The 26,974-nt window shown below is 49.7% G+C and carries 30 protein-coding genes; all 30 read left to right on the plus strand.

Annotated features, from left to right (window positions below; translation table 11 throughout):
- Positions 1-47 precede the first annotated feature (47 nt).
- The 30 genes from ctaD to cyoE all read left to right on the plus strand — a co-directional run bounded on the left by ctaD (position 48) and on the right by cyoE (position 26,903).
- Complete coding sequence (gene ctaD / locus HP398_RS13530; protein ID WP_017251583.1) at positions 48-1,892, plus strand: cytochrome c oxidase subunit I; 1,845 nt, start codon at positions 48-50, stop codon at positions 1,890-1,892.
- Complete coding sequence (locus tag HP398_RS13535) at positions 1,892-2,518, plus strand: cytochrome c oxidase subunit 3 (protein ID WP_017251582.1); 627 nt, start codon at positions 1,892-1,894, stop codon at positions 2,516-2,518. Before ctaD ends, HP398_RS13535 begins: the two co-directional genes overlap by 1 nt.
- Positions 2,519-2,521: 3 nt before the next feature.
- Positions 2,522-2,839 carry a cytochrome C oxidase subunit IV family protein gene (locus HP398_RS13540; RefSeq protein WP_007723383.1) on the plus strand — a complete coding sequence of 106 codons (318 nt, stop codon included), beginning with the start codon at positions 2,522-2,524 and terminating at the stop codon, positions 2,837-2,839.
- A 597-nt stretch (positions 2,840-3,436) separates the two neighbouring features.
- Complete coding sequence (locus HP398_RS13545) at positions 3,437-3,736, plus strand: EthD family reductase (protein WP_007723387.1); 300 nt, start codon at positions 3,437-3,439, stop codon at positions 3,734-3,736.
- Positions 3,737-3,738: 2 nt separating this feature from the next.
- On the plus strand, positions 3,739-4,200 hold the full coding sequence (locus tag HP398_RS13550; RefSeq protein ID WP_173622843.1) for a PaaI family thioesterase: 462 nt from the start codon (positions 3,739-3,741) through the stop codon (positions 4,198-4,200).
- A 93-nt stretch (positions 4,201-4,293) separates the two neighbouring features.
- Positions 4,294-4,695 carry a PaaI family thioesterase gene (locus HP398_RS13555; protein ID WP_016741459.1) on the plus strand — a complete coding sequence of 134 codons (402 nt, stop codon included), beginning with the start codon at positions 4,294-4,296 and terminating at the stop codon, positions 4,693-4,695.
- Positions 4,695-5,480: an enoyl-CoA hydratase-related protein gene (locus HP398_RS13560; RefSeq protein WP_017251577.1), complete on the plus strand. Its 786-nt coding sequence runs from the start codon at positions 4,695-4,697 to the stop codon at positions 5,478-5,480. Before HP398_RS13555 ends, HP398_RS13560 begins: the two co-directional genes overlap by 1 nt.
- Before the next feature lie 56 nt (positions 5,481-5,536).
- A complete protein-coding gene (locus HP398_RS13565; RefSeq protein WP_173622844.1) occupies positions 5,537-6,865 on the plus strand; it encodes a phenylacetate--CoA ligase family protein in 1,329 nt (442 codons plus the stop codon).
- A 33-nt stretch (positions 6,866-6,898) separates the two neighbouring features.
- Positions 6,899-7,672, plus strand: coding sequence for an enoyl-CoA hydratase-related protein (locus HP398_RS13570; RefSeq protein WP_173622845.1), 774 nt, complete (start codon positions 6,899-6,901; stop codon positions 7,670-7,672).
- A 9-nt stretch (positions 7,673-7,681) separates the two neighbouring features.
- The gene (locus tag HP398_RS13575; protein ID WP_173622846.1) at positions 7,682-8,461 is read left to right on the plus strand and encodes an enoyl-CoA hydratase-related protein; all 780 of its coding nucleotides are present in this window, start codon (positions 7,682-7,684) and stop codon (positions 8,459-8,461) included.
- Positions 8,462-8,483: 22 nt separating this feature from the next.
- Complete coding sequence (locus HP398_RS13580) at positions 8,484-9,341, plus strand: 3-hydroxyacyl-CoA dehydrogenase family protein (RefSeq protein ID WP_173622847.1); 858 nt, start codon at positions 8,484-8,486, stop codon at positions 9,339-9,341.
- A complete protein-coding gene (locus tag HP398_RS13585; RefSeq protein ID WP_069849028.1) occupies positions 9,325-10,080 on the plus strand; it encodes a 3-hydroxyacyl-CoA dehydrogenase family protein in 756 nt (251 codons plus the stop codon). Before HP398_RS13580 ends, HP398_RS13585 begins: the two co-directional genes overlap by 17 nt.
- Complete coding sequence (locus HP398_RS13590) at positions 10,077-11,276, plus strand: thiolase family protein (protein ID WP_173622848.1); 1,200 nt, start codon at positions 10,077-10,079, stop codon at positions 11,274-11,276. Before HP398_RS13585 ends, HP398_RS13590 begins: the two co-directional genes overlap by 4 nt.
- A gap of 34 nt (positions 11,277-11,310) precedes the next feature.
- On the plus strand, positions 11,311-12,510 hold the full coding sequence (locus HP398_RS13595) for a thiolase family protein (RefSeq protein WP_173622849.1): 1,200 nt from the start codon (positions 11,311-11,313) through the stop codon (positions 12,508-12,510).
- A gap of 27 nt (positions 12,511-12,537) precedes the next feature.
- Complete coding sequence (locus HP398_RS13600) at positions 12,538-12,963, plus strand: thioesterase family protein (RefSeq protein ID WP_017251569.1); 426 nt, start codon at positions 12,538-12,540, stop codon at positions 12,961-12,963.
- Positions 12,964-13,132: 169 nt separating this feature from the next.
- Positions 13,133-13,960 (plus strand): phenylacetic acid degradation operon negative regulatory protein PaaX, encoded by an 828-nt coding sequence (paaX, locus tag HP398_RS13605; RefSeq protein WP_173622850.1) that lies wholly within the window; start codon positions 13,133-13,135, stop codon positions 13,958-13,960.
- A gap of 133 nt (positions 13,961-14,093) precedes the next feature.
- Complete coding sequence (locus HP398_RS13610; protein ID WP_017251567.1) at positions 14,094-14,972, plus strand: branched-chain amino acid ABC transporter permease; 879 nt, start codon at positions 14,094-14,096, stop codon at positions 14,970-14,972.
- A complete protein-coding gene (locus HP398_RS13615) occupies positions 14,972-16,000 on the plus strand; it encodes a branched-chain amino acid ABC transporter permease (protein ID WP_017251566.1) in 1,029 nt (342 codons plus the stop codon). The genes HP398_RS13610 and HP398_RS13615 overlap by 1 nt, the downstream gene beginning before the upstream one ends.
- Complete coding sequence (locus HP398_RS13620) at positions 15,997-16,758, plus strand: ABC transporter ATP-binding protein (RefSeq protein WP_173622851.1); 762 nt, start codon at positions 15,997-15,999, stop codon at positions 16,756-16,758. Before HP398_RS13615 ends, HP398_RS13620 begins: the two co-directional genes overlap by 4 nt.
- Positions 16,759-16,780: 22 nt before the next feature.
- Complete coding sequence (locus HP398_RS13625; protein WP_017251564.1) at positions 16,781-17,524, plus strand: ABC transporter ATP-binding protein; 744 nt, start codon at positions 16,781-16,783, stop codon at positions 17,522-17,524.
- A gap of 50 nt (positions 17,525-17,574) precedes the next feature.
- Positions 17,575-18,762, plus strand: coding sequence for an ABC transporter substrate-binding protein (locus HP398_RS13630; protein ID WP_069849014.1), 1,188 nt, complete (start codon positions 17,575-17,577; stop codon positions 18,760-18,762).
- Between the two features lie 84 nt (positions 18,763-18,846).
- Positions 18,847-19,674 (plus strand): methyl-accepting chemotaxis protein, encoded by an 828-nt coding sequence (locus HP398_RS13635; RefSeq protein WP_173622852.1) that lies wholly within the window; start codon positions 18,847-18,849, stop codon positions 19,672-19,674.
- Positions 19,675-19,789: 115 nt separating this feature from the next.
- Positions 19,790-20,758, plus strand: coding sequence for a 1,2-phenylacetyl-CoA epoxidase subunit PaaA (paaA, locus tag HP398_RS13640; RefSeq protein WP_017251561.1), 969 nt, complete (start codon positions 19,790-19,792; stop codon positions 20,756-20,758).
- A gap of 10 nt (positions 20,759-20,768) precedes the next feature.
- Positions 20,769-21,101: a 1,2-phenylacetyl-CoA epoxidase subunit PaaB gene (paaB, locus tag HP398_RS13645; protein WP_015893218.1), complete on the plus strand. Its 333-nt coding sequence runs from the start codon at positions 20,769-20,771 to the stop codon at positions 21,099-21,101.
- Positions 21,102-21,118: 17 nt separating this feature from the next.
- Positions 21,119-21,952, plus strand: coding sequence for a 1,2-phenylacetyl-CoA epoxidase subunit PaaC (paaC, locus tag HP398_RS13650; protein ID WP_173622853.1), 834 nt, complete (start codon positions 21,119-21,121; stop codon positions 21,950-21,952).
- A 17-nt stretch (positions 21,953-21,969) separates the two neighbouring features.
- Complete coding sequence (gene paaD, locus HP398_RS13655; RefSeq protein ID WP_017251559.1) at positions 21,970-22,473, plus strand: 1,2-phenylacetyl-CoA epoxidase subunit PaaD; 504 nt, start codon at positions 21,970-21,972, stop codon at positions 22,471-22,473.
- Positions 22,474-22,497: 24 nt separating this feature from the next.
- On the plus strand, positions 22,498-23,940 hold the full coding sequence (locus tag HP398_RS13660; protein ID WP_017251558.1) for an NAD-dependent succinate-semialdehyde dehydrogenase: 1,443 nt from the start codon (positions 22,498-22,500) through the stop codon (positions 23,938-23,940).
- A 556-nt stretch (positions 23,941-24,496) separates the two neighbouring features.
- Positions 24,497-25,369 carry a cytochrome c oxidase assembly protein gene (locus tag HP398_RS13665; protein WP_017251557.1) on the plus strand — a complete coding sequence of 291 codons (873 nt, stop codon included), beginning with the start codon at positions 24,497-24,499 and terminating at the stop codon, positions 25,367-25,369.
- A gap of 43 nt (positions 25,370-25,412) precedes the next feature.
- On the plus strand, positions 25,413-25,871 hold the full coding sequence (locus HP398_RS13670; RefSeq protein WP_173622854.1) for a DUF420 domain-containing protein: 459 nt from the start codon (positions 25,413-25,415) through the stop codon (positions 25,869-25,871).
- A 96-nt stretch (positions 25,872-25,967) separates the two neighbouring features.
- Entirely contained in the window at positions 25,968-26,903 is a 936-nt protein-coding gene (cyoE, locus tag HP398_RS13675) for a heme o synthase (RefSeq protein ID WP_017251555.1), read from the plus strand.
- Positions 26,904-26,974 lie beyond the last annotated feature (71 nt).

Genomic DNA, 26,974 nt, shown 5'->3' on the forward strand with positions numbered 1-26,974 from the left:
CATTGACAATCGTCATAGGCAGTGACGCTTAAAAAGGAGGTAAACCCGTGTCTGCACATGCTTCTCATGCACCAAATCGCTCGGGGCTGTGGGATTATCTTACGACAGTGGACCATAAGAAAATTGCGATCCTGTATCTGATTGCAGGTGGAATTTTCTTCTTGGCCGGTGGTTTGGAAGCCCTGCTGATTCGTTTGCAGTTGATGTACCCAGAAATTCAATTGGTTGGTGCCAAGACGTTTAACGAATTAATTACGATGCACGGCACCACGATGATTTTCTTGGCAGTTATGCCGATCATTTTTGCTTTGATGAATGCGATTGTTCCCCTTCAAATCGGTGCACGCGACGTAGCATTCCCGTTTGTTAACGCACTCGGATTCTGGCTATTCTTCTTCGGGGGAGTGCTATTGAACACAAGCTGGTTCTTGGGTGGCGCACCTGATGCTGGTTGGACATCGTATACGACTTTGGCTTTGAATCAATACAGTGGAATCGGCGTAGACTTCTACGTACTCGGTTTGCAAATTGCCGGTCTTGGAACGCTGATTGGTGGTATTAACTTCTTGGTTACCATCATCAACATGCGTGCTCCAGGTATGACATTCATGCGTATGCCAATGTTCACCTGGTCGTCCTTTATTACATCCGGTTTGATCCTCTTCGCATTCCCTGCGATTACGGTTGGTTTGGTTCTGTTGATGTTTGACCGTTTGTTCGGCGGAAACTTTTTCAACCCTGACGCAGGTGGTAACGTTGTTATCTGGGAGCACTTGTTCTGGATCTTCGGTCACCCCGAAGTATACATTTTGATTCTCCCAGCATTCGGTATCATTTCTGAAGTGGTTTCTACATTCTCAAGAAAGCGTCTGTTTGGTTACAGCTCCATGGTATTTGCAACTGCGCTGATCGGTTTCTTGGGCTTCATGGTGTGGGCTCACCACATGTTCACAACAGGTTTGGGCGCAATTGCCAACACGCTGTTTGGACTTGCAACCATGTTGATTGCTGTTCCTACAGGTATCAAAATCTTTAACTGGCTGTTGACCATGTGGGGCGGTCAAATCCGCTTCCCTACCGCAAACCTGTTTGCAGTAGGATTTATCCCGACGTTCACAATCGGTGGTATGACAGGGGTTATGCTTGCGGTTCCGCCAGCTGACTACCAATACCATGACAGTTATTTCGTAGTTGCTCACTTCCACTACGTTATCGTAGGGGGTCTCGTATTCGGTCTCTTCGCTGGTCTTTACTACTGGTGGCCGAAAATGTTCGGTAAAATGCTGAACGAAACAATTGGTAAATGGAACTTCTGGACGTTCTTCATTGGTTTCCACCTTACCTTCTTCCCGCAACACTTCCTGGGTCTGATGGGGATGCCGCGTCGCGTCTTTACATACCTCAAGGATCAGAACCTGGATATGGGGAACTTTATCAGTACGATTGGTGCATTTGGTATGACGATCGGTACCATCCTATTCTTGATCAACGTAGTCGTTGCAGCGAAAAGCTCCAAACGCGCTCCTGCAGATCCATGGGATGGACGTTCACTCGAATGGGCGATTCCTTCGCCGCCACCAGAATACAACTTTGTTCAAACCCCTCTCGTTCGTGGTTTGGATGCGTTGTGGGTTGAGAAGATGGCTGGTAACAAAGGTATGACACCTGCAGAACCAATCGGTGACATTCACATGCCATCACCATCGTTCCTGCCATTCTTGATGTCTCTCGGTCTGTTCATTGCAGGTTATGGCTTTATCTACCACAACTACGTGGTCGTAGTTATTGGATTGCTCTTTACACTGGGCTGCATGTTTACCCGTTCTGTGAAAGACGATCCAGGTTATCACATTCATGAGGACGAACTCGACGAGAAAGGGGTAAAGGCTTAATGGCTAACCATCATGCACATGCAGTATTGCCTGACGAACCGGAAAAAGCCACCCTTGAAGGCAAGAATAAGGTTCTTGGCTTCTGGCTCTTCCTCGGTGGAGAGACAGTTCTCTTCGGTTCCTTGTTTGCAACATTTATCGCTCTTCGTGATCAGGCAAATGGTGGACCGACGTCCCAATCGTTGTTTGACATGAATCTCGTTGCCGTGGCAACACTTCTCTTGCTTACCAGCTCGATGACAAGTGTTATGGCTACGCTGGCTCTGCACAAGAAAGACCTGAAGAAGATTCAGCTTTGGCTGACCATCACTGTATTGCTCGGTCTCGGCTTCCTTGCTTTGGAGATTTACGAGTTTGTACACTATGTGAATGAAGGACTGAAAATGTCAACAAGTGCATTCTCATCTGCCTTCTACACCTTGGTTGGATTCCACGGAGCTCACGTAGCGTTCGGGATTAGCTGGATCATCCTTTTGCAAGTATCTGCGACGAAAAAGGGCCTGACGGTAGTAACTGCACCGAAGTTCTATCTGGCATGTCTGTACTGGCACTTTATCGACGTTGTATGGGTATTCATCTTTACCGTGGTATATCTCATGGGTATGATCGGTGGAAAGGTGGGATAATCTATGGGAGCACAAGCTCATAATGAAGAGGTACGCAAGCCGAAAGTCAAACACGAGGGTCCGAAAAGACACCTAGTTGCTTTCATCGGATCTCTCGTATTGACTGCACTGGCATTCATTGCAGTGGCGTATGAAGCAATTCCATCAGGTTTTACCGTACCATTCATCGTTGCTTTGGCCTTCGTTCAAGCGTTCTTCCAGCTGTATGTCTGGATGCACATGGATCAAAAAGGTCATGAGTTTGCACGTATCAGTATTTTTGCAGGGTTATTCGTAATCCTATTGGCAATTTTCGTCTTTATTTTCTGGGTTTGGATCTAGGAAGTGGAGCGAATAGAAGAGGACAGACATTGGGTCTGTCCTCTTTTTTGCGTTTAAAGGAGCTGTGGTGGAGGGGAAGAAGCGAATTTCCAGTCTACGCTTCGGCCTACGCCCTGCAAGGGGGGGAACTGTCCGCTCCGGAGGCGCTTGACTGGAAATTCGCTTCTTCCCACGTGGCTTTTATTAAACTCCGAGAAAGCTAATTCAATGAGGACTTCTTGAAATACCATAACAAATTTTTGAAAAATCAAATGCAGCCACAGCTGTTCGAAAGTCCTGTCACATGTTTGGAAGGAGACCGCCGAACGAAGAGAGGATACAGGCGACTGGAAAACATGTGGCAGGGCTTCCCCCGACCACAAAAGATGGAATTGATGGAATTCACCCCATCGAAGCATATTCTGTCAGCCTTTTCCCAGTCATAAACATGAAGAGAAGGAGGGAAAACGATTCGGCAGAGTTTTCTTGCTTTTTGAAAAATACTTGCACCTGTCACAAAGGCTTTATATAATAAAAATATTAACATGCGTTAAAATAACGTTATATGAATTAGTCGTCACACATTACAACTATAATCTGAGGAAAGCAGGGATCATGATGGTGAAATTGGTAGCGATTTATCGCAAGCCCGAAGATATCGATGCTTTTGACAAGCACTATTTCGAGGTACATGGCCCATTGGCAGAGAAAATGCCTGGCTTAATCAAAATGGAAGTGAGCAAAATCTATGGAACACCAATGGGAGAATCCGACCTGCATCTGATGGCAGAAATGTACTTTGAATCAAAAGAAGCGTTGATGGAAGCGTTGTCATCGCCTGAAGGTCGCGCAGCAGGAAAAGACCTCCGTGGTTTCGCTGGACCAATTGTGTCCATGCATTTTGCAGAAGTAGTTTAATCATGACCACAAAAAGATTGATAGACGAACAAGCGATCCATCAGAAGCATTACACAGAGATTTGTGAGAAGCTAAAGCAAGATCCATTTGCGCAATTTTTGGGTATCAAGCTGATTGAGCTGGGAGAAGGAACGGCGACTGCGGAAGTCACAGTTGCCGAGCATATGCTGAATGCACATGGCACCGCTCATGGCGCAATCATCTTCTCCCTGGCAGACTTTGTTTTTGCAGCGGCCTGTAATTCCTATGGCAAAACGTCTGTAGCACTGTCGATGAACATCGGATTTTTGGCTGCTGCCATGAAAGGGAATCGCTTGGTGGCAATCGCGACCGAAGAGAAGAAAAACAATCGAACAGCCTGGTACCGTATTCGCGTAGAAACGGAGCATGGCTTGGTAGCGACACTGGATGCACTGGCTTACCGGAAAAGTGATTACTTCGTCGAAATCGACGAAAACGAATAACTGACAGCGAAAATAAAACGGAGAAAGGATGCCAAAAGCCACGTGCTTAGGCTCCTTTCACTGTTTCAAGACAATACGTGAAAGGGGGCAAAGATGTCAGTGGAGATCCGTAATCGATTCAATCACTACCTGGGCATAGAAGTTGTGCACCGAGATGAACAGGGCTGTAAGGTAGCACTGAAAATTCGCCCCGAGCTGTTCAATAGCATCGAAGGTGTCGTACACGGAGGCGTTACGGCGACATTAGCCGATGTGGCAATGGGGCATGGGGCAGCACCTCATGTGGATGGTGTACAGCAATGTGTGACGGTGGAGAGCAAGATTCAATACCTGCACCCAGCTCGCGGTGAGGTACTCGAGGCACAATCTCATGTATTGAAACAAGGAAAAAGCTTGATCGTGATGGAAGCACGCGTGACTTGTGATGGCAAGCTTGTGGCTTTTGCTACCGGAACGTATGCACGGGTTAACCCGCCTGCACAAGGAGGACGTTGATGATGGAAGAGAGCGTTCGATTTGAACGTGAAGGACATATAGGACTGATTACGCTGAATCGCCCAGATGAGTTGAATGCGCTGAACTACGATACATTGGAGCGCCTGGGAAACTTGATTGAGCAGGTACGTCTGGATGCAAAAGAGATTCGCGTAGTCATCGTGAAGGCAGAAGGGCGAGCATTTAGCGCAGGGGCAGATCTGAAGGAGCGCCGTACACTGACGGAACAGCAGGTACGCCGCAATGTACGCAAAATCCGCGATGTATTTACTGCGTTGGAGAGGCTTCCGCAGCCGACGATTGCCATGATTAACGGATTTGCTTTTGGCGGGGGTTTTGAGCTGGCGCTGGCCTGTGATTTCCGCTATGCCGTCGCAGATGCCAAAATGGGTCTGACAGAGGTGAGCTTGGGCATCATTCCAGGTGCGGGTGGTACGCAGCGGTTGTCTCGCTTAATCGGAGTCTCCAAGGCAAAGGAGCTGATCCTGACTGCCAGGCGCATCCAAGCGCAGGAAGCGTATCAAATCGGTTTTGTAAATGCTGTTGCAAAAGATACAGAGGAGCTGCGTGAGCTGGCAATGGGGCTGGCAGACGAGATTTTAGCAAATGCTCCGCTGGCTGTGTATCAGGCAAAATCAGCCATTGATCGCGGAAGCAGTGTCGATTTGCAGACAGGACTAGATATCGAAACCATGTGTTATGAAGTGATTATTCCCACGACAGATCGTCTGGAAGCATTGGAAGCCTTTCGCGAAAAGCGAAAACCAGTTTTTAAGGGCGAGTAACATTTTCAAACAAGTACTCCTACCGAGTCATAACGCAAGGGGATGAGGGAAGCGACATGATCTTTAATACAGAAATGGAAACGCTACCAAGAGAGAAAATGACGGAACTGCAACTGGCACGCTTGAAAGAAACGGTCAAACGCGTATATGAGCGCGTCTCTTTCCACACCAAGGCATTCAATGAAGCTGGTGTGAAACCAGAAGATATCCAATCGATCGAAGACATACAGAAGCTCCCATTTATGAAAAAGACAGATTTGCGAGAAAATTATCCATTCAATCTGTTTGCAGTCGAAATGAAGGAAGTAGCACGCATTCACGGTTCATCCGGGACAAAAGGAAAACCGACTGTTGTCGGCTACACCAAAAAAGACCTGGAGAATTGGGCGGAGATCGTGGCGCGCGCCATTTGCTGTGCGGGTGGTGAGCCGGGAGACATTTTCCATAACGCGTATGGCTACGGCCTTTTTACAGGCGGATTGGGTCTGCACAACGGCATCGAGCACATGGGCGCAGTTGCAGTGCCAGTATCCGGTGGCAATACCTCCCGTCAAATTACGTTGATCGAGGACTTCAAGCCACGTGGCATTGCAGCAACGCCATCCTATGTCCTCAACATCGTGGAAGAGATGAAAAAGCAAGGAATCGATCCGCGTGAGACGAGTGTCAAATACGGGATTTTTGGTGCAGAGCCGTGGTCGGAAGAAATGCGCGTACAACTGGAGCATGAGCTCGACATTAAAGCGGTGGACATTTACGGGCTGAGCGAAGTGATGGGGCCAGGTGTTTCCATTGAATGTCATGAAGGGCAGGATGGCCTGCATATCGCAGAAGACCATTTCTACGCAGAAATTATCGATCCGAGCACTGGAGAAGTGCTCCCATATGGACAAGAAGGCGAGCTCGTATTCACGTCACTGACGAAAGAAGCATTCCCGGTTGTGCGCTACCGTACGGGTGATATCGCTTCCCTCAATACTGAGCCCTGTAAGTGCGGACGGACAACCATGCGTATGTCGCGCATCAAAGGGCGTGTAGATGACATGCTCATTATTCGCGGGGTCAATGTGTTCCCGACAGAGATCGAGTCCGTTTTGCTTACGTTCCACCAATTGGCTCCACACTACCAGGTCGTCATTGAACGCGACGGTGCCCTCGACCGTTTTGAGGTGCACTGTGAGCTGACACCAGCATATGCAAATGAGATCAGTGGAAATGACAGCTCTGCTCTCTCGCCATTGGTGAAAGAAATTTGCCATCAGATCAAAAATACGTTGGGTGTGTCCGTGGTGCTGCGGGTGCAACCGCCGAATTCTTTGACGCGCAGCGAAGGAAAAGCGATTCGTGTCGTGGATAACCGGAACAAATCACAGGCAGCTATTTAAACCAGCTCCTGTAAAAAAAGGGTGTGACAGTTCATGGCCTATGAATATATTAGCGTAGCCAGTGAAGATGGTGTCGGTATCATTACGTTGAATCGACCGAAGATTCTAAACGCACTGAATTTGCAGCTCGTCGACGAATTGGTTGAACAGCTGGAGCAAATGGACCGCGACCCGGATATTCGGGTGATCATCCTGACTGGCAACGCGAGGGCGTTCGCAGCGGGTGCCGACATTAATGAAATGGCGGAAGCATCAGCCATCGACATCATGAAGCGCAATCAGTTCGCGGTTTGGGATCGCATCTCGCTTATCTCCAAGCCGATTATTGGTGCCGTCAGCGGCTTTGTGCTCGGTGGTGGCTGTGAATTAATGATGAACTGCGATATCGTGATCGCTTCGGAGACAGCTGTCATTGGTCAACCGGAAATCAAGCTTGGAGTCATGCCTGGGGCTGGTGGTACACAGCGTCTGACGCGTGCGGTAGGTGAGCGAAAAGCATTGGAGATGCTGCTCACAGGTGAACCGATTTCGGCCAAAGAAGCGTTGAAATACGGATTGGTCAATCGGGTAGTACCAGTGGAGGCGTATTACCAGGAAGCGCTCAAGCTGGCGAAGCAAATCGCCCAGCAGCCGCCGCTCGCAGTACAGGTAATCAAAAAAGCCGTGTACAAAGCTGGTGATCTCCCTCTTCAAGAGGGGATGGATTACGAGCGAAACAGCTTTTATCTTCTTTTGGCAAGCGAAGATCGAAAAGAAGGCATGCAAGCTTTTCTGGAGAAGCGCAAACCCCGTTTTACGGGAAATTAGGAGGCGGCCATGTACGAAACGATTCTTTATGAAGTGTCAGAAGGCGTAGCAGTAGTGACCTTGAACCGTCCGGACAAATTCAATGCGTTTACAGCCGTCATGAACAAGGAAATCACCGATGCATTGAAGCAAGCGCAGAAGGATGCGGATGTGCGCTGCATCGTTCTTACCGGGGCAGGGCGGGCGTTCAATGCCGGTCAGGATCTCAGTGACGTTTCTGGAGGGGGAGATGTGGATTACGGTGGTTTCTTGCGGGATCGCTATAATCCAATGATCCTTCAGTTTCAAAAAACAGAGAAGCCGATCATTGCAGCAGTAAACGGTGTAGCAGCAGGTGCAGGCATGAGTGTTGCGCTAGCGTGCGATATTCGCCTGGCATCGGAAAAGGCATCCTTCGTCAATGCTTTTGTCAACATCGGGCTCGTTCCTGATTCAGGAGGCTGCTATTTCTTGCCACGCATCGTCGGGATCGGCAAGGCGTTGGAGCTGGCGATGACAGGGGAAAAAGTATCTGCTGAGGAAGCAATGCGAATTGGATTGGTCAATCAGGTGTACCCTGCGGAGAGCTTCATAGAGGATGCGTTGGCGTATGCGCGCAAGCTGGCGTCACTGCCGACGAAGGGGATCGGTTTAATCAAGCGCACGATGTACAAAGGGCTTGAGATGGGGTTGGAAGAGACCTTGGAATATGAAGCTTTTGCACAAGAGGCGGCTGGCAGCACAGTGGATCATAAGGAAGGGGTCACCGCTTTCATGGAAAAGCGTGCGCCTCGTTTTACAGGCCGTTAGAGGCGAAGGGAGGCAAGCCCGAGTGAGTATAAAAACAGTAGGCGTCATCGGGGCGGGAACGATGGGAGCGGGGATCGCTCTCGTTTGTGCTCGCAAAGGACATCAGGTCATGCTGCTGGATGCAAATCAGGCGGTGCTGGACAAAGCGCTTGTCTATTTGGAATCGATCCTGACAAAAGACGTGGAGAAAAGCAAAATCAGTGAACAAGAAATGGCAGAGACGCTAGAGCTGGTCCATCTCGTATCGGAAATAGAGGAATTGGCAGACTGCGATATCGTCATCGAAGCGGTGCCAGAGCGTCTTGATTTGAAAAAAAGCATTTTCAGCCAGCTTTCTGTGATTTGCAGAGAGGATGCCCTTTTACTAACGAATACTTCCTCCATCTCGATTACGGAGATTGCAGGAGGGCTTTCGCATCCCGAGCGCATTCTCGGATTTCATTTTTTCAATCCGGCACCCGTCATGCCCTTGGTTGAGGTTATTCGTGGAAAAAAATCGAGTGAGGAAAATGTGGTGGTGGCGTATCGATTTGCGCAAGAGTTGGGCAAGGTGCCTGTCCTGGTGACGGACACCCCAGGCTTTATCGTCAATCGAATCGCGCGGCCTTACTATAATGAAGCATTGCGTATCATGGGCGATCATGTGGCAGGTGTGGAACAGATTGACCGCATTATGAAGCTGGCTGGCGGATTCAAAATGGGACCGTTTGAGTTGCAAGACATGATCGGCATCGACATCAATTTTGCCACCACCAAATCGATCTATACCGACTTCTTCCATGAAGGACGATTTAAGCCTAGCCGGATTCAGCAACAAATGGTTCAATCCGGCAGCTTGGGCAGAAAGACGGGGGAAGGCTTCTATGATTACAACCAATAAGGCTGTATTGCTCGTGGGCACAAGCCCGCTGTACGCAGAGTTGAATCATTTGATGGTGGAAAGAGGTTACCAGGTGCTTACGCTTGCAGAAGCGATGGCTGAACCTGAGCTGATTGAATTGGCTGTGGAAGTAAATAGCGTCGATTTGCAGGCGAAAAAGAGGCAGGTACGCGAGCTGGATGACCTATTGCCACCAAACGTACCGATTATCACAACTTCGCTCGCGATTACAGCGACAGAGGTAGCGTCATGGACACAGCATCCTGAACGCGTTTGCGGATTTGGAACGCTCGTGCCCTTGGTTGAACGGGAGCTGATCGAGATTGCCCCTGCCCTGCAAACGGAGCTGGATACGATTCAAGCAACGGAAGGCTTCTTTCAATCACTCGGGAAAGCAACGGAGACCGTAAATGACGAGGTAGGTCTCGTGTTCCCACGCATTTTAACACTCATTATCAACGAGGCTACCTTTACGCTGATGGAAAAAGCAGCAACCGCTACCGATATCGATATCGCGATGAAAAAAGGAACCAACTACCCATACGGCCCTCTCGAATGGGCAGATCGTATCGGGTTGGATGAGATTTTTGCGATATCGAGAGGCTTGCAGCGCGACCTGGCCGAGGAGCGTTATCGCACAGCGCCGCTATTACGCAAGCTGGTTCTGGCAGGGCGTGTCGGCGTACGCAGTGGGCAAGGCTTTTACACGTACGAAGAAAAAGTAGGTGTAGAGGCATGAGCTTGACTACCAAGAAGGTGTACATAGCAACAGCAGTACGTACACCAATCGGCAAGCTGGGCGGAAGTCTGAAGAACACCCCCATCGACGACCTGACAGCCATTGTCTTGAATGGAGCGCTTGCGAAGGCAGGACAATCCGGTGAGATTGTTGATGGGGTCATCATGGGTAACGTCATATCGGCCGGGCCGTTTATTAACATTGCGCGCGTTGGTTTGTTGAAAGCAGGGCTACCTGACACCATACCTGGACTGACAGTGAATCGGGTGTGTGCATCCGGGCTAGAGGCAGTCAATTTGGCTGCGCAGTCCATCCAGGCAGGACATAGTCAGGTCATGCTGGCTGGTGGTGTAGAAAATTTGACTCGTTCACCGTACATCATGGAAAAATTCGAGCAGCCGTATCAACGTGGGGGACAGATGCTGATCGAGTCCTTTGGCGGACCTCGTTCTGCTCCTGTCTCGCTTTATGGCGATCTGACCATGGGAGATACAGCGGAAAACGTGGCGGAGCAATTTGGTATCAGTCGCGAGGATCAGGATCGTTTTGCAGCAGAGAGCCAGTCTCGGGCTATCAACGCTATAGAGGCAGGTCTGTTTCGCGATGAGATCATTCCCATCACGTTAACTGGGAAAAAAGGGGAAGAAGCGCTGTTTGATACGGATGAATTCCCAAGAAGGGATTCTAGTGTGGAGTCATTGTCCAAATTGCGACCTGCCTTCCGAAAAGATGGTAGCGTCACAGCAGGCAACTCCTCCGGTATCAACGATGGCGCAGCGGCCTTGCTGCTGATGAATGAAGAAATGCTGTTAAAGACAGGCATCGCTCCTTTGGGGCGCATTGTTCATTTTGTCAGTGCTGGTGTAGATCCGCGCATTATGGGCATTGGTCCGGTCGCTGCGATCCGCAAGCTGTTAGCAGAAACGAACATGACCGTAGATCAAATTGATCTATTTGAGTTAAATGAAGCTTTTGCTTCCCAGTCACTCGCCTGCATGCGCGAACTGGGACTGGACCCTTTGAAAACGAATGTAAACGGTGGAGCAATCGCGTTGGGTCATCCACTCGGAATGAGCGGTGCCCGACTGGCAGGTACGATACTTTTCGAGCTGAGACGTCGCCAAAAGAAATACGGAATCGTTTCTTTGTGTATAGGCGGCGGTCAAGGATTGGCCACGTTAGTAGAAGTGCTATAGAAACAAAGCCCTTGTGCATGGGAGGAGTGGAAGAATGAGTACACCTGTCATCATAGATGCTGTGCGCACGCCAATCGGCCGTATTGGTGGTGCGTTGAAGGATGTGCGCCCGGATGACCTGGGCGCATTGGTGATTCAAAAGCTACTGGAACGAAACTCGATCGATCCGAAGACGATTGATGATGTCATCATGGGTTGTGCCAATCAGGCTGGGGAAGATAACCGCAATGTCGCGCGTATGTCACTTCTGTTGGCGGGGCTACCTGTCGAAGTGCCGGGAGTGACAGTGAACCGTCTGTGCGGCTCAGGTCTGGAGGCTGTGAACCAAAGCGCGAATGCAATCAAAGCCGGAGCAGGTCATGTCTATATCGCGGGCGGGACAGAGAGCATGACACGCTCTCCGCTGGTGATAATGAAGCCAGGCACAGCTTTTCAGCGCGGCAATCAGCAGTTGGTCGATACGACATTGGGCTGGCGATTGGTTAACGAAAAAATGAAAGAGATGTATCCGCCGATCAGCTTGGGGGAAACAGCGGAGAAGGTAGCGGAGCAATATGGCATTAGCCGTGAAGCGCAGGATGAGTTTGCTTTGCGCAGTCAGCAAAATTACGCACGTGCCTTAGCAGAAGGAAAGTGGGATGCGGAGATCGTTCCCGTTGAGCTGAAAGGGCGCAAAGGCGAGGTTACGCTGTTTGAGCACGATGAGCATGCACGTCCAGAGACGACCATCGAACAGCTCCAAAAGCTGAAACCAGCATTCCAAGCAGATGGCAGCGTCACAGCAGGAAACTCCAGCGGTCTAAACGATGGAGCCTGCGCTCTGCTTATCATGGAACAGGAAGCGGCTCTTGCAGCCGGCTTGAAGCCTCGTGCAAGAATCGTCGCATCCGCTGTGGCAGGGGTCGATCCTTCCGTAATGGGAATTGGGCCTGTACCTGCTACTCGCAAAGTACTGAAGCAGGCAGGCTTGTCGCTTACGCAGATTGATCTGTTCGAATTCAACGAGGCTTTTGCGGCGCAGGCAGTGGCGAGCGTACGTGAGCTGGGGGTCAACCCTGATCTGGTCAACGTAAATGGCGGAGCAATTGCTTTGGGCCATCCTCTCGGGTGTAGCGGAGCGCGCATCCTTACTACTCTTCTGAATGAAATGGAGCGTCGTGATGCTCATTACGGGCTGGCTGCGATGTGCATTGGAGTTGGACAGGGAATTGCGACGATTATCGAGCGTGTGTAGCTTGGGTAGATAGGGAGGCAGGTACTCTTGATAGATAGACTGCAGCCAGGTACGACGGAAGAATTTACTGTGACAGTGACAAAGGACATGCTGCCTGTTTTTGAAGGCCAAGTCGTGCATCCCGTGATGTCGACAGTCAGCATGATTTATTACATGGAATGGGCGGGAAGACGTGTCATTTTACCGTACCTGGAAGCTGATGAAGAGGGCTCGGGATTTGCTGTAGACATCAAGCATGTCGGCCCAGCAGTGATTGGTCAAGCGGTCACGTTCCGGGCTACCTGCGTGCAGGTTACCGAAAAACGCGTAGTGTGCGAGGTTACGGCGGACACTACGCGTAATCGTGTAGGACTCGGTACGTTCGTCCAAGCCATCTTCAAAAAGGACGAGATCAAGCACCGATTTGAGGCCTTGCAAGAAGAGATCAACCAGGAAGTAAATGGGAAATCATAAATATGACAGAATAAATTGACTCTTTTAAAATGTTTTACTATAATTACGTTTAAATTACGTTATACGATTTTATCGTCATATACTCTCGATCGATTCACGCACTTCCTACAGAATATGGTACAATTTCACACAGCATATAGGTATGAATCGATTTGGGGGTAGAAGAAACGTGAAGCCACAATCCATGCTTTTTACAATTTACGGGGAATACGTCCGCCATTATGGAAGCGAAATCTGGATTGGTAGTCTGACCAAGCTGATGGGGGAATTCGGACTGTCGGAGCCGGCTGTTCGTGCAGCAATCTCCCGGATGCTTCGCCAAGGCTGGCTGGAATCGCGAAAAGTAGGGAACCGCAGCTTCTACTCGGTATCCGAGCGCGGCAAAAAGCGGCTGGAAGAAGCAGCGGCACGTATTTATAAGGTCGAGACAGATGTGTGGGACGGCAAGTGGTGCATTGCCAGCTACAACATCCCAGAGGAGCGTCGAGCGCTGCGTGATCAACTGCGCAAGGAGCTGGGCTGGATGGGCTTCGGGATGCTGACGACCAGCACATGGATCAGCCCGAATAACCTCAGTGATCGCGTGAAGGACCTGACGGAAGCACACGAGATTACAGAGTATGTCGAGATTTTTACAGCAGAGCATATGGGCTGGAGCGATCCGAAGCAGCTCGTGCAGAAATGCTGGGATATCGATGAAATCAATGAAAAATACAAGGCCTTCATCGATGCCTACCGAGGTGAATACGAGCAGCTTTCAGCAAAACTCAGCAATGGGGAAGAGGTTCCAGACAGCCATTGCTTCGTGGAAAAGACAAAGCTCGTCCACCAATACCGCAAGTTCTTGTTCATCGATCCTGATTTGCCGCAGGAATTGTTGCCAGAGCTGTGGTTGGGCAAAGAGGCGGATCAGTTGTTCCAAAATTACTACCAGTTATTGAATCCAGGGGCAGTACGATTCTTCGAGACCGTGTATGAAGCTGCGCCATCCGCATAGGCGATAGCTGCGAAGGAAAGGCCCTAGCAAGTCTAGGGTCTTTTTCATTCAATTCATTTTCCATTATTTAAAATGTAAGCGTTTTACTTGGGTGTGTTTGGTGGACGCGAAACAAAGGGGGTACAGCACGAATATGACGGAATTGCTGCAGTACGTTGCAAACGGCCTCGTCAGTGGCGGGATTTACGCGATCGTAGCGGTGGGTTTCATCACGATTTACAACGTAAGCAAGGTCATTAATCTGGCACAGGGTGAATTTTTGATGCTGGGCGGAATGGTCACAGTCGCCTTGATTGGTATGAATCTTCCATATGGGTTGGCGGCATTGCTCGCGATCCTCCTGGTCACCTTGATCGGTGTTTTGATGCAGAAATACGTAATCGCTTATGTCAAAAAGGCTAATCCAATTAGTTTGATTATTTTGACGATAGGAATTTCGACACTCATTCGCGGCATTGCCAGCTTTATTTGGGGAAAAGATGCGTTTGCACTCGAACCGATTACGAGCAATGAGCCGATCTCGATCGGCGGCGTGATGATCGCGCAACAAAGTATCTGGATTTTGGCTGCTGTTCTTATCATTCTTTTTCTACTTTGGTACTTGATGGACAAGACGATTCTCGGCAAAAAAATTAACGCCTGTTCGGTCAACCCAATGGCAGCTCGCTTGATGGGGATCAGCCCAACAAAGATGAGTATGCTGGCCTTTGCCATCAGTGGAGCGACAGGGGCGATTGCAGGAATCGTGATCGCGCCGCTTTCCGTAACCTCCTACGATATAGGCGTGCTGCTCGGAATCAAAGGCTTTTCCGCAGCCATTCTAGGCGGACTGGGGAATCCATTGGGTGCAGCCGTAGCCGCCTTTTTACTCGGGATCGTCGAGTCGCTAGGAGCTGGTTACATCAGCTCGGGTATGAAGGACGCGATCGCCTTTCTGGTGTTGATCGGCATGCTGTTGATTAAGCCATCCGGCATCTTTGGAGAACGTAGCGTTGGAAAAGGAGGGCTATGATGAAGCAGATCATCGATAAGTGGGGCAAAAGCATAGGAATCTACCTGTTTTTGATGATTCTTTTCCCATTCGTTATGCCAGATGAATACTATCGATCTGTCGGAATTATTATCGGTCTTCAAGCAATCGTAACCATCGGGCTATGCCTCGTGATGGGGCTGGCTGGACAAATTTCGCTGGGGCAAGCCTCGTTTTGGGGGATAGGCGCCTATACGTCGGCTGTATTGACGACGAAGTACGGTCTGCCGCCATTTGTCGGTCTTATCGCCGCTGCAGTTGTTCCAGGGTTATTCGCCTTTATCCTCGGACGGGCGATAGCGGGGCTGCAAGGCTACTACCTCGCGATGGCAACTCTCGCATTTGGCTACATCGTCCAGATCGGGATTACGGAATGGGAGTCGGTCACAGGGGGAGCAAACGGGATGATCAGCATTCCGCAGATGACTTTCTTCGGTGGAAGCGAGCTATCCATGTACTTTCTGATTTGGGGAGTCGTCACCTGTGTGCTGCTCTTCTCACTTAATCTCTTGAATTCACGAGTCGGCAGAGCGTTTCGGGCGATTCACAAAAGTGAAATTGCCGCGACCTCGATGGGAATTGATGTCCGCAAGTTCAAGCTGAATGCCTTTGTAGTAAGCGGCATGTTCGCTGGTATTTCCGGCGGCTTGTATGCCCATTACATGGGAATTCTTGATCCGCAGCCGTTCGGACTGCACGAGTCGATCAAGTTTCTGACGATGGTCGTCATCGGCGGGATGACAAGCATCTGGGGCGCTTTGATCGGGACCATCCTGATTGGCTTTATCAGTGAAGGGCTGATCCTCTTGGGTGAAGTGGTGCCGGGCTTGCAGGGGGATGTGGATACGATTGTGTTCGGTGCGATTCTCGTGCTGATCATTATGTTCATGCCAGAAGGATTGGTTCCGCGTATCCGGGCTGCTTTCGAAAAAGGGCAGGCGAAAAAGGCGAAGGCCATGGCTGACGACGCACAACGAAAGCAGCAGGTGGAAAGGAAGGCTGCAACATGACAACACTTTTGGATGTGCAAAAGCTCTCTCGTGATTTTGGCGGCGTGCGGGCAGTGAATCAAGTAGATTTTCAGGTGCGAGAAGGAGAGATCCTCGCGCTGATCGGTCCGAATGGCGCTGGAAAAAGCACGGTGCTCAACATGGTGTCGGGTGTGATCCCGCCTTCGGAAGGAGAGATTCGCTTCAGCAGCCAGCCGTTGACACGTGTGCAAGGCTACGAATATGCCGGATTGGGCATCACCCGAACCTTTCAAAACCTCCAAACCTTTGACGATATGACCGTCTTGGAAAACGTGATGGTCGGCATGCATACCAAGACAAGCGCGAGTCTCTTTTCCTGCGGCATGAATCTGGCAAAGTCCCGCAAGGAAGAGAAGATGATGCAGGAGCAAGCACAGACGTGGATAGAGAATGTTGGCTTGGCAGAGGAAGCGTCCTTGCTGGCTGGGAGCTTGCCATACGGGAAACTGCGGCTGATGGAGATTGCCCGCGCAATGGTAGCCAAGCCACGGCTGCTCTTGTTGGATGAGCCTGCTGCGGGTCTGAATCATACCGAGACGGCGGAGATGAGCCGCATGTTTTGCGAGATTCGTGACAACGGAACGGCTATTTTACTAGTGGAGCATGACATGGATATGATCATGACGATTGCGGATCGCATCGTTGTATTGGATCAAGGATCAAAAATCGCAGAAGGAACCCCGCGTGAGATTCAGGAGAACCCGCGAGTGATTGCGGCGTATCTGGGTGCAGAATGAAGCGCGAAAGAGGTGGACAAACATGGGGAAGGCAGTCCTTACAGTAGACAACATCACGGCTCGCTACGGTCCGGTGGAAGTGTTGCACGGGATTACTTTACAAGTGAACGAAGGCGAGATCGTCTCTCTGTTAGGTGCAAATGGGGCAGGTAAAACGACGCTTTTGAACTGTATTTGCGGTCTGCACGGCGACAAGGAAGGCAAGATTTGGTTTCGTGACGCGGACATTACACGTGTTCCTGCGGAGCTGGTAGTACCGCGGGGCATGGCGCATGTACCGGAGCGCAGACAAATTTTTTCGACGCTGACCGTAGAGGACAATTTGTGGCTGGGTGCTTCGCATCGGATGCCCAAGACGAGCAAAAAGGAAATTGCCAAAGAAATGGAGACGGTGTATGAACGTTTTCCCATTTTGGCAGAGCGGAAATGGCAGCTCGGGGGAACGCTTTCCGGGGGGCAACAGCAGATGCTCGCCATTGGCAGAGCGCTCTTGTCTCGACCGCAGCTTCTTTTGTTGGACGAGCCTTCGCTAGGATTGGCTCCATTGATTGCCAAAGAAATCCTGACGATTGTGCAGGAGATTCGCTCGGAGTGGGGCACCACGGTGCTGTTGGTCGAGCAAAATGCTCGCGCAGCGCTCGCTATTTCCGACCGGGCTTACGTACTCAGTACAGGAACCGTCATGCTGGAAGGGAAGGCAGACGAGATTAGCAATGACCCGCGTGTGCAATCTGCTTATTTGGGAAGCTCCCACGAGGCAGTGTAGCCAATAGCAGTTTGACTAAGATAGACACATACATTTGAGGGGGTACACCCATGAAAAAACGAACATTCAAAAAATGGCTATTTCCAGCAGCAGTCGCTTCGCTCGTTTTCTTGAGTGCCTGTGGAGGCGGCGCTACGCCAGCGGCAGAGTCGGGCACTGGTGGCGCCAGCAAGGACCCGATCAAGGTCGGCGCTATTTTCTCGCTGACTGGTCCGAACAGTCCGCTCGGCGTACCAGAGAAGCAAGCGGTAGAGTTGTTGGTAAAAGAAATCAACGGCGCTGGCGGAGTAGAGGGTCGACCGTTGGAAGTCATTTTTGAAGACGACAAGTCTGACAATACGGAAGCAGTAAAAGCAATCAAAAAGCTCGCTTCGAAAGAAAAGGTCGTAGCTGTACTCGGTTCCTCGGGCAGTGGTCCGTCTCTCGGGATGGCTGAGTATGCCGCAGCAGAAAAGCTCCCGCTGATCTCGATGGCAGCGGCAGACCAAATCACCAATCCAGTTCGTGCAGGCATCTACAAAACGCCGCACACGGACGTACACGGAACGAAGCGCATCTTCAAATATTTGAAGGAAAAAGGCATTACGAAAATTGCTACGCTCAATGACAGCAATCCATATGGAAGTGGCTGGACCACGCAATTGCAAAAATATGCGCCTGAATACGGCATCACGATTGTAGCCGAGGAAAAGTACGGCACAAAAGATCCGTCTATGAGCTCCCAATTGACCAAGATCAAAGGGACGGATGCGCAGGCACTGATTGTGGCAGGTACGAATCCTGGACCCGCTACGATTGTGAAGGAAGCCAAGCAACTGAACCTCACTATTCCGATCATTAGCAGCCATGGCTCTGCGAATAGCAAATTCCTCGAACTGATTGGAGACGCAGGCGAGGGAGTCCTGATGGTAGCTGGAAAACTGCTTATTCCTGAACAAGTAGCGGCAGACGATCCGCAATCTGCCATCATCAAAAAATTCGTGGATGGTTATCAAGCTGCCTACAATACACAGCCAGACGGCTTCGCGGGATACGGATACGACGGCTTGAATCTGCTCGTGGAAGGCTTGAAGCAAGCAGGCGGCGACACCTCTAAACTGGGCGAAGTATTGGAAAAGGCGAAATACGTAGGGGTAACCGGAGAATTCAAGTTCACGGCTGATGATCATAACGGTCTGACAGAAGACAGCATGATCATGGTTGAAGTGAAGGATGGAAAATTCCAGCTCGTTAAATAAGAGAAAGAAGTTCGTTCCCTCCGCGTCGTGAAGAAGAATGCGGGGGGAATCGTTGTTTTCATCACAAGGGTAGGAGGATCATGCATGTCTCAATTGCTGAATAGCGTCTTAATGGTCGCACCGATTTTACAAAAGGCGTTTTTGTCTGAATGTATGGTAGGAGTCACCGACAAAGAGAAGTTTCTCGCCTATTATCCGGCACAGGGCTTGAACCTGGGGATTCGAGTAGGAGACGAATTGCGCCCGGGGAGTATCAATGCGACGGCGGTAAAAGAGGGCAAGCGGGTCGTGAAGAAGATTTCCAAAGAGCTCTACGGCATTCCGTATATCGCAGTCGGTTATCCGCTTGTCGAAAACGGGCGTGTAGTTGGTTGCTTGGCGACAGGCGTGACGACCGATGAAGAGGATCGTTTGCACGGTTTGGCTCAAAACTTGACGGACGCGCTGGAAAATATCGCACAGCATACAGAAAGTCTGGCAAAGGACGCGGACAATTTGGCACAAGCTAGCCACACGCTGAGTGATGCAGCTGGTCAATTAGAGCTGAAAATTGCAGAAACGACCCAAATCAACGAATTGATCCGCAATATCTCGACGCGCTCCAATGTACTCGGCTTGAATGCCGTCCTCGAAGCGGCACGGGCAGGTACTGCTGGTCGCGGCTTTTCCGTGGTCGCAGAGGAAATTCGTCAGCTTTCCCAGACGACCGCTACTTCAGCGAAAGGTATTTTCCAGCTATTAGATGAAATGAATGCACTCGTCGGGACGGTAACGGGCGAAATGGAGAAGACGATGAATCACAGCGTGCAGCAGTCAACGCGAATACAGGAGCTGGATGCAGTCATGCAGGAGCTGCGGCAAATGGCCGAGCAATTGAAAAAGGCAGCAGAAATAACTGGGCGCGGAGAATAGTAGAGTCTCAATGTAAGCGTATTGCAAAAACGTATGACGATATGTTATTATTGCGTTATAAAAACGTATTATAATTTTAACATAATGCATATCTGATAAAAGGAGGGCGTTCTCCATGCAAATGAGGCTCGAACATGCCGATCTGACTGAAAACGAAAAGTTGGAAGCGTTTTTAGCGAGAATCGAACGCGGGGAAAAAATAGAGGCAGACGATTGGATGCCAGACGACTATCGCAACCAGTTGATCAAGTTGATTTCGATGCATGGCATCAGTGAGATCATGGGTGCCTTGCCGGAAAAAGAATGGGTACCAAAGGCGCCGACACTGCGCAGAAAGCTGGCAATTATGGCGAAGGTCCAGGACGAGATGGGGCATGGTCAATTGCTGCTTCGCGTCGTAGAAGACTTGCTTGAGCCATTGGGCAAGACGCGCGAGGATATCATGAATGATTTGTTTACAAAAAGACTGAAATTTCACAATGTATTCCACATGGAGGCGCCTACCTGGGCTGATGCTGGTGTGATTGGCTGGCTGGTTGACGGCGCGGCTATCATTACGCAATCGATGTCCCTTGATACATCTTATGCACCTTACGCCCGTGCTCTGCATCGGATCTGTGCGGAAGAAAAGTTCCACGCCCAACACGGGGAGAGCATCGTCTTGGAGTTGGCAGAAGGCACCGATGAACAGCGCCAAATGCTGCAAGATGCTATCCATCGTTGGTGGCCAGCGCTCTTGATGTTTTTCGGACCGCCGGAAAACGGCAACATTACGAGCAATCAGGAATCCAACATGCGCTACAAGATTCGTACACAGACCAATGAAGAATTGCGCCAAGTATTCCTGAAAAAGTATTTGCCGCGTATTTTCCACCTTGGCTTCACAGTTCCAGACGATACGATTTACTTCGACGAGGCAGAAGACAAATGGGTCTACCAACAGCCTGACTGGGAAGAGTTCAAGCAAATCGTCAAGGGGAACGGACCACGCTCCGCTCACCGTCTGAATCTTCGGGTAATGTCTTATGAAGAAACCAAATGGGTGCGTGACGCGATCATGTCGTACGGCCGACAAGTAGGGTAGGTGAATGTGGATGAGCAACGAAAACTTTTTCATATACGAAGTATTCAGCCAAAAAAGCGTAAATGCTCCGTTCGTCCAACAGTTCAGTTTGTTGGCACCCAATAAAGAAGTCGCATTGAGCATGGCGAGGGAAAATTTCTTGCGCCGCGAGCCTTGTTTTAATTTGTGGGTAGTCAAGCGCGACGACATTTTTGGACTACCGCCAGAGGAGCGTCCTTTCCTGGAAAGACTCGACAACAAGAGTTATCGGGAGACCAAAGGATACGGCGACTTGCAGTCGAGATGGCGTCACCATCGCGAGCAGTACGAAGAAAAACAGAAGCATGCAGGCAACGGCAGTTAAGCAGGAGGGATACAATCATGGGCGACATTTTACATGTAGAAACAGTGGAAGTAGCAAAACAAAACCCGGCATTCGCAAAAGCCTTAACCGACCTGTTGTTCCAGCTTGCTGATGACGATTTTATATTAGCTTATCGCGGATCGGAATGGCTTGGGCTTGCTCCGCATATTGAAGAAGATGTGGCCTTTTCTTCGATGTCCCAGGACATGATGGGCCATGCCGTGATGTTTTATGAAATGCTGGAGCAACTAGGAGTGGGCAAAGCAGATGATCTCGCACAGCTGCGCGAGGCGAAGGCGTTTTCCAATGCGATCTTGGTAGAGCGTAAAAACGGCGAAGGTGAATACAACGATCATCCTCATTACGATTGGGCTTATGCGATTGTTCGCAGCTATGTGTACGGCTTATACAAGCAGGTTCGCTTGGAGGCACTTACGCAGTCGTCATACGCACCACTCGCGCTCGTCAGTCGCAAAATGATGACAGAGCATCGCTATCATCTGATGCACTGGCAAGTTTGGCTGAAGCAACTGGCGAACAGTACGGCTGATGCACGTCAGAGGCTGGAGGCAGCCATTGCAAAAGTTTGGAAGGATGCCGGGGAGCTGCCTCATCTCGGACCAAACGAGGTCGATATCGTTCAATTTGGCCTGATTGTAGAAGAAGAGCAACTGAAACAAAAATGGCTGACACTGACCCAAGACATTTTCGAAAAAGCAGGACTCGAATGGCAGGGGGAGCCAGGAGTGCCACAAGAGCGCGGACGTCACGGTGAACATACTGCTGATCTGGTGCAAGCTTTGGCTACCTTGTCTGAAGTGTACCGCATTGATCCGGCTGCAGGCTGGTAAAAAGGAGTGATTCTCTCATGGCGCAAGAAGAACTGCAACTGCATGAAGGGCTTGAAGCGACATGCTGGGAACTGCTGCAGCAAGTAACAGATCCCGAAATTCCGGTGATCAGCATGGTAGAGATGGGGATGATTCACAAAGTGCGCGTCGAGACAGACGTCGTACACGTCGAGGTGCTCCCTACCTTTGTCGGCTGTCCGGCACTCGAGATCATGAAGAAGAACATCACAGAAAAGCTGGTGGAGGTAGAAGGAATCAATCAGGTTCAGGTAGCGTTCGTCTATGATCCAGCCTGGACATCTGATCGTATCGCCTTGGATGCTCGTGATAAGCTGAAAAGCTTTGGCATCGCGCCGCCACCGCTTGACTTCAAACCGGGAGATACATGGGAAGTGGCATGTCCCTACTGTGATTCCCCTTATACACAAATGGAAAATTTGTTTGGCCCTGCTGCTTGTCGAAGTATTTTGTATTGCCGGCACTGCAAAAATCCGTTTGAGGCCCTAAAACCAATCTATTGAGAGAGATTGAGAGGAGCGAATGTCATGGGAGAGTACAAGCAAATGTTTATTAATGGAGAATGGGTGAATGCCGAGAGTGGCGAGTCCATTCAAATTACGAATCCTGCTACAGGCGAAACAGTTGGAACAGTAACCTTCGGCGATGGTCGTGATGCCAACAAGGCCATCGACGCTGCTCATCAGGCATTTGCAAGCTGGTCTCGACTGACTGCTCGCGAGCGCGCCAAATATTTGTACAACTTGTCCGAGCTGGTGAAAAACAATCGGGATGAACTAGCGGGCATCATTTCTGCTGAAATGGGCAAGCCTTTGGGCGAGGCAAAAGGCGAAGTTCTGGGTGCCGCTGATAATTTCGTTTGGTACGCAGAAGAAGCCAAACGTGTCAACGGAGAAACGATCCCATCCTCCGTTGCGAACAAGCGAATCATGGTGCTGCGTCAGCCTGTAGGGGTGGTTGGGGCGATTACCCCGTGGAACTTCCCGGTGAACATGGTTGCACGCAAGATCGCTCCGGCATTGGCTGCGGGCTGCACGGTGGTTTTAAAGCCAGCAGAAAGCACGCCGCTGTCTGCGATTCGTATGTTTGAGCTGATTGAGCAGGCTGGTTTTCCAAAAGGCGTCGTAAACCTCGTCATTGGAAATCCTGAATCGATTGGGAAAGAGTTCATCGACAATCCGAAGCTTTCCAAAATCGGATTTACAGGCTCCACTCGTGTCGGCAAGCTGCTGATGGAGGGGGCGGCGAAGCAAGTGAAGCGCGTCAGCATGGAGCTTGGTGGTCACGCACCGTTCATCGTATTCCCGGATGCCGATCTGGATGCAGCCGTAAAAGGTCTGTTTGAGAGCAAATTCCGTAACTCCGGTCAAATGTGCATTTGCACGAACCGTCTGTACGTCCACGAGGATGTCGCAGATGCGTTCACAGAAAAGCTGGTAGAGCGTCTGAAGCGTGCGAAGGTAGGAGATGGTCGCCAGAAAGAGACAGAGATCGGTCCACTGGTGAACGAGCGTGCCTTGAACAAGGTGCTCGAGCATATCGAGGACGCCAAGGACAAAGGCGGGCAAGTGGTATACGGCGGAAATCGTTTGGTTGAAGGTGATTATGCGAAGGGCTTCTATTGCGAACCGACCTTGCTTGCTGGCGTTACATCGGATATGAAAATCTCTTTTGAGGAAACGTTCGGTCCAGTCGTTCCACTCGTGCGTTTTACAGAGGAAGCGGATGTTGTACAGATGGCAAACGACACACGTTACGGCTTGGCTGCTTATGTGTATACCCGCGATAATCAGCGTTGCTTCCGTATGGCTGAGCTCCTCGAATACGGAATCGTAGGGATCAATGATGGTTCTCCTACGCAGACGCAAGCGCCGTTTGGCGGATTCAAGGAAAGCGGAATCGGCCGTGAAGGTGGCCGCTACGGAATGGATGAGTATTTGGAAACCAAGTTCGTTTCCTTTGGACTGTAAGATAGGAAGAGAAGAAGAGTTCAGACAAGATCTGGACTCTTCTTTATTTTCATATAGGAAAGATTTTAAAAGGTACTGATGAACAAACAAAGCAGGTGAGAAGAAAAAGCACAGGGCTCGTAGACCTTGACACCGCCAACCCAGTCGGAACTTCAAAAAGGGGACCACGCTTGTCGAACACTTCTTCCTTGAGAAACGTCCGCCCGTAGGGTGGCTTTGGCTCGACGGTCCCCTTTTTGAAGTGGAGACGGCCAGTCAATCCCACATGCTGGCGTGTCAGAGTCGAAGAGAACTGTGCTTTTTCTTCTCCTCCACTATGCTGACTCCACTCATAAGGAGTTTTTTTTATGTAAATTTTGTGAATTGTTTTGTTCAACACTTTGTTCATTTTTATCTACAAAGAAAAAGGGAATCAACGGTATAATGGAGATTGGATCAAGGGCAACATTTAATAGATAAAAATTGGTATTTCATATTGACGCAATATGTACATATGACGACGCCCAGCAAGAGTGTATCGTCCAAGATTTTACATTTTGGAAGGGAGGATATAAACATGGGAAATGAACATCAAATGCACGAGATGTCACCGGCTGTCGGAACCGCAACCTTTTCAGATTTGTGGAGTCCGGATGTGATGCTTTTGTCGTTACTCGTGACTACTGTCTATTTTCTCGTAACCGGTCCTATGCATAAACGTTTTGAAAACGCTACACCGGCGACTGGCAAGCAAAGATTACTTTTTGTGTTGGCAATCGTGTTGTTTTACACCGCACAAGGAAGCCCTATCAGTTATTACGGCCATCATTACATGTTTAGTTTGCACATGCTCCAACAATCGATTTTGTACTTTGCCCTGCCACCGCTTATGCTTCTCGCAATGCCTGAATGGCTTTTGGCCAAGATTTTCCGTCCGAAAGCGATGAAGTTCATACTAAACTCTTTGACACACCCGTTAGTGGCAGCGCTGTTGTTCAACTCACTGTTTTCGTTTTACCATGTTCCATTTATTTTTGATGCCGTCGCGATTAACCATGAGTGGATGACGTTTTATCATGTCATTCTCGTGATTGCCGCATTTGCGATGTGGTGGCCGATTGTGAGTCCGTTGTCTGATAACAAGCGACAACTGGCTGGATTGAAAAAACTGTCGTACGTTTTTGCAAACGGTGTCTTGATTACGCCCGCCTGTGCGCTGATTATTTTTGCTTCGGAACCGCTGTACGCTACGTATATAGCTGCGCCACAGCTATTCCAAAGCCTCGACGCGTTTAACGATCAGCGTCTTGGCGGAATCATTATGAAGCTGGTACAGGAGCTTGTTTACGGCTGTGTGCTGGCCTATGTCTTCTACCATTGGTACAAGGCAGAGAAGCAGGACGACATGCCGATGGATCAATCTTTCGGTGCTGAAAAGCCGACTTTTTAAATATGCGCGAACAGCAGAAACGTTTGTTGAATGAGGTGAAAAAATGGGGCTCATATTGCCTACGGTAAGTACGGCTTTTATCGTGATTAGCGGAATTCTCGTTGCGATTGGCTGGTACGCCATTGCGAAAAAGCAAGTAGAAAAGCATATGAAGATTATGAAATGGGCTGCGTTCTGTGCCACGATTTTCTTTATCACTTATGTATCCAGAACGGTCTTTGTCGGAAACACACATTTTGGCGGACCAGACAGCATCAAGCCAATCTATCAGACGTTCTTGTTCTTCCACATCATCCTGGCAACAGTCGGTGGTGTGATGGGTCTGATTACACTCAGATACGCTTACACGAAAAACTATGCTTCTCATCGTAAGATCGGTCCTTGGACATCCATTGTGTGGTTTGTCACTTCCATTACAGGAGCGGCGGTTTATTTGCTGCTGTACTGGATTTATCCGGGTGGCGAGACGTCTGGCGTACTGGATGTAATTTTTGGTAAGTAATCGTTTTAGTAGTTTTTTGGGCATTGGATACAATGTAGTTAGTTTATCCAGTCATGATTCGGATGTTCAGATAGAAGGAAACAGGAGGTACAAAACGTGGACCAGCAAATGCCGATGCAGGAATCGCTTGATGCCGATGCTGCTTTGCAGACACAGCCGGTAGGGCCAGCTACCTTTCAGGATTACGTACAACTGACGAAGCCTGGTATTACCCTGTCAAACTTGATGACCACTTTTGCTGCTTTATGGTTAGCGTCCTACGGTTATCCGAACTGGAAACTGGCTTTATTCACCATGCTAGGAACCGCTTTGGTCATTATGTCGGGTGCGGCTTTAAATAATTTCTACGACCGTGATCTGGACAAAAAAATGAAGCGGACGCAAAATCGTGCGGTAGCGACAGGAAGAATTTCTGCACGTAACGCGATCCTCTTAGGGATTGGCCTGCTGTTGGCAGGGGTTACTGTGTTGGCTGTATATGCGAATCCCTTGGCGGCGGTTTGGGGATTAATCGGTCACATTTTTTACGTCTTGATTTACACGCCGCTGAAAAGAGTAACAACTCTCAATACGGTGATTGGTGGTATTTCAGGTGCAGCTCCTCCAGTGATTGGGTGGGTAGCAGTAACAGGCACCATGGACATGACGGCTTGGCTGTTGTTCCTGGTCTTGTTCTTGTGGCAGCCACCCCATTTTTTGGCGTTGGCCATGCTGAAAACAGAAGAATACCGTGCAGGTAATCTGCCGATGCTACCGGTAGTAAAAGGCTTTGCCGAGACGAAGCGACAAATGGTGCTGTGGGGTTCGGTGTTGTTCCCGGCTTCTTTGCTGCTGTTCGTCCACGCTAGCCTAGGCTATGTGTATTTGCTTGTCATGGGCGTGATGGGGATTGTGTACATGGTTCTGCTTTTACAGGGGTTCAAAACCAAGGATGATCTTGCTTGGGCACGCAAACTGTTCGGCTATTCCATCCTTTATTTGACCGTGTTTTGTGCAGCGATTGTCATTAGTACCATGGTCAACTATTATTGACACGAAACACTCACTAAATGTTCACGGAACATCCCTTGCTTAGCAGGGGATGTTTCATTATCGTAAAAGAG

This window comes from Brevibacillus sp. HB1.4B, assembly GCF_013284285.1.
Taxonomy (GTDB): domain Bacteria; phylum Bacillota; class Bacilli; order Brevibacillales; family Brevibacillaceae; genus Brevibacillus; species Brevibacillus porteri.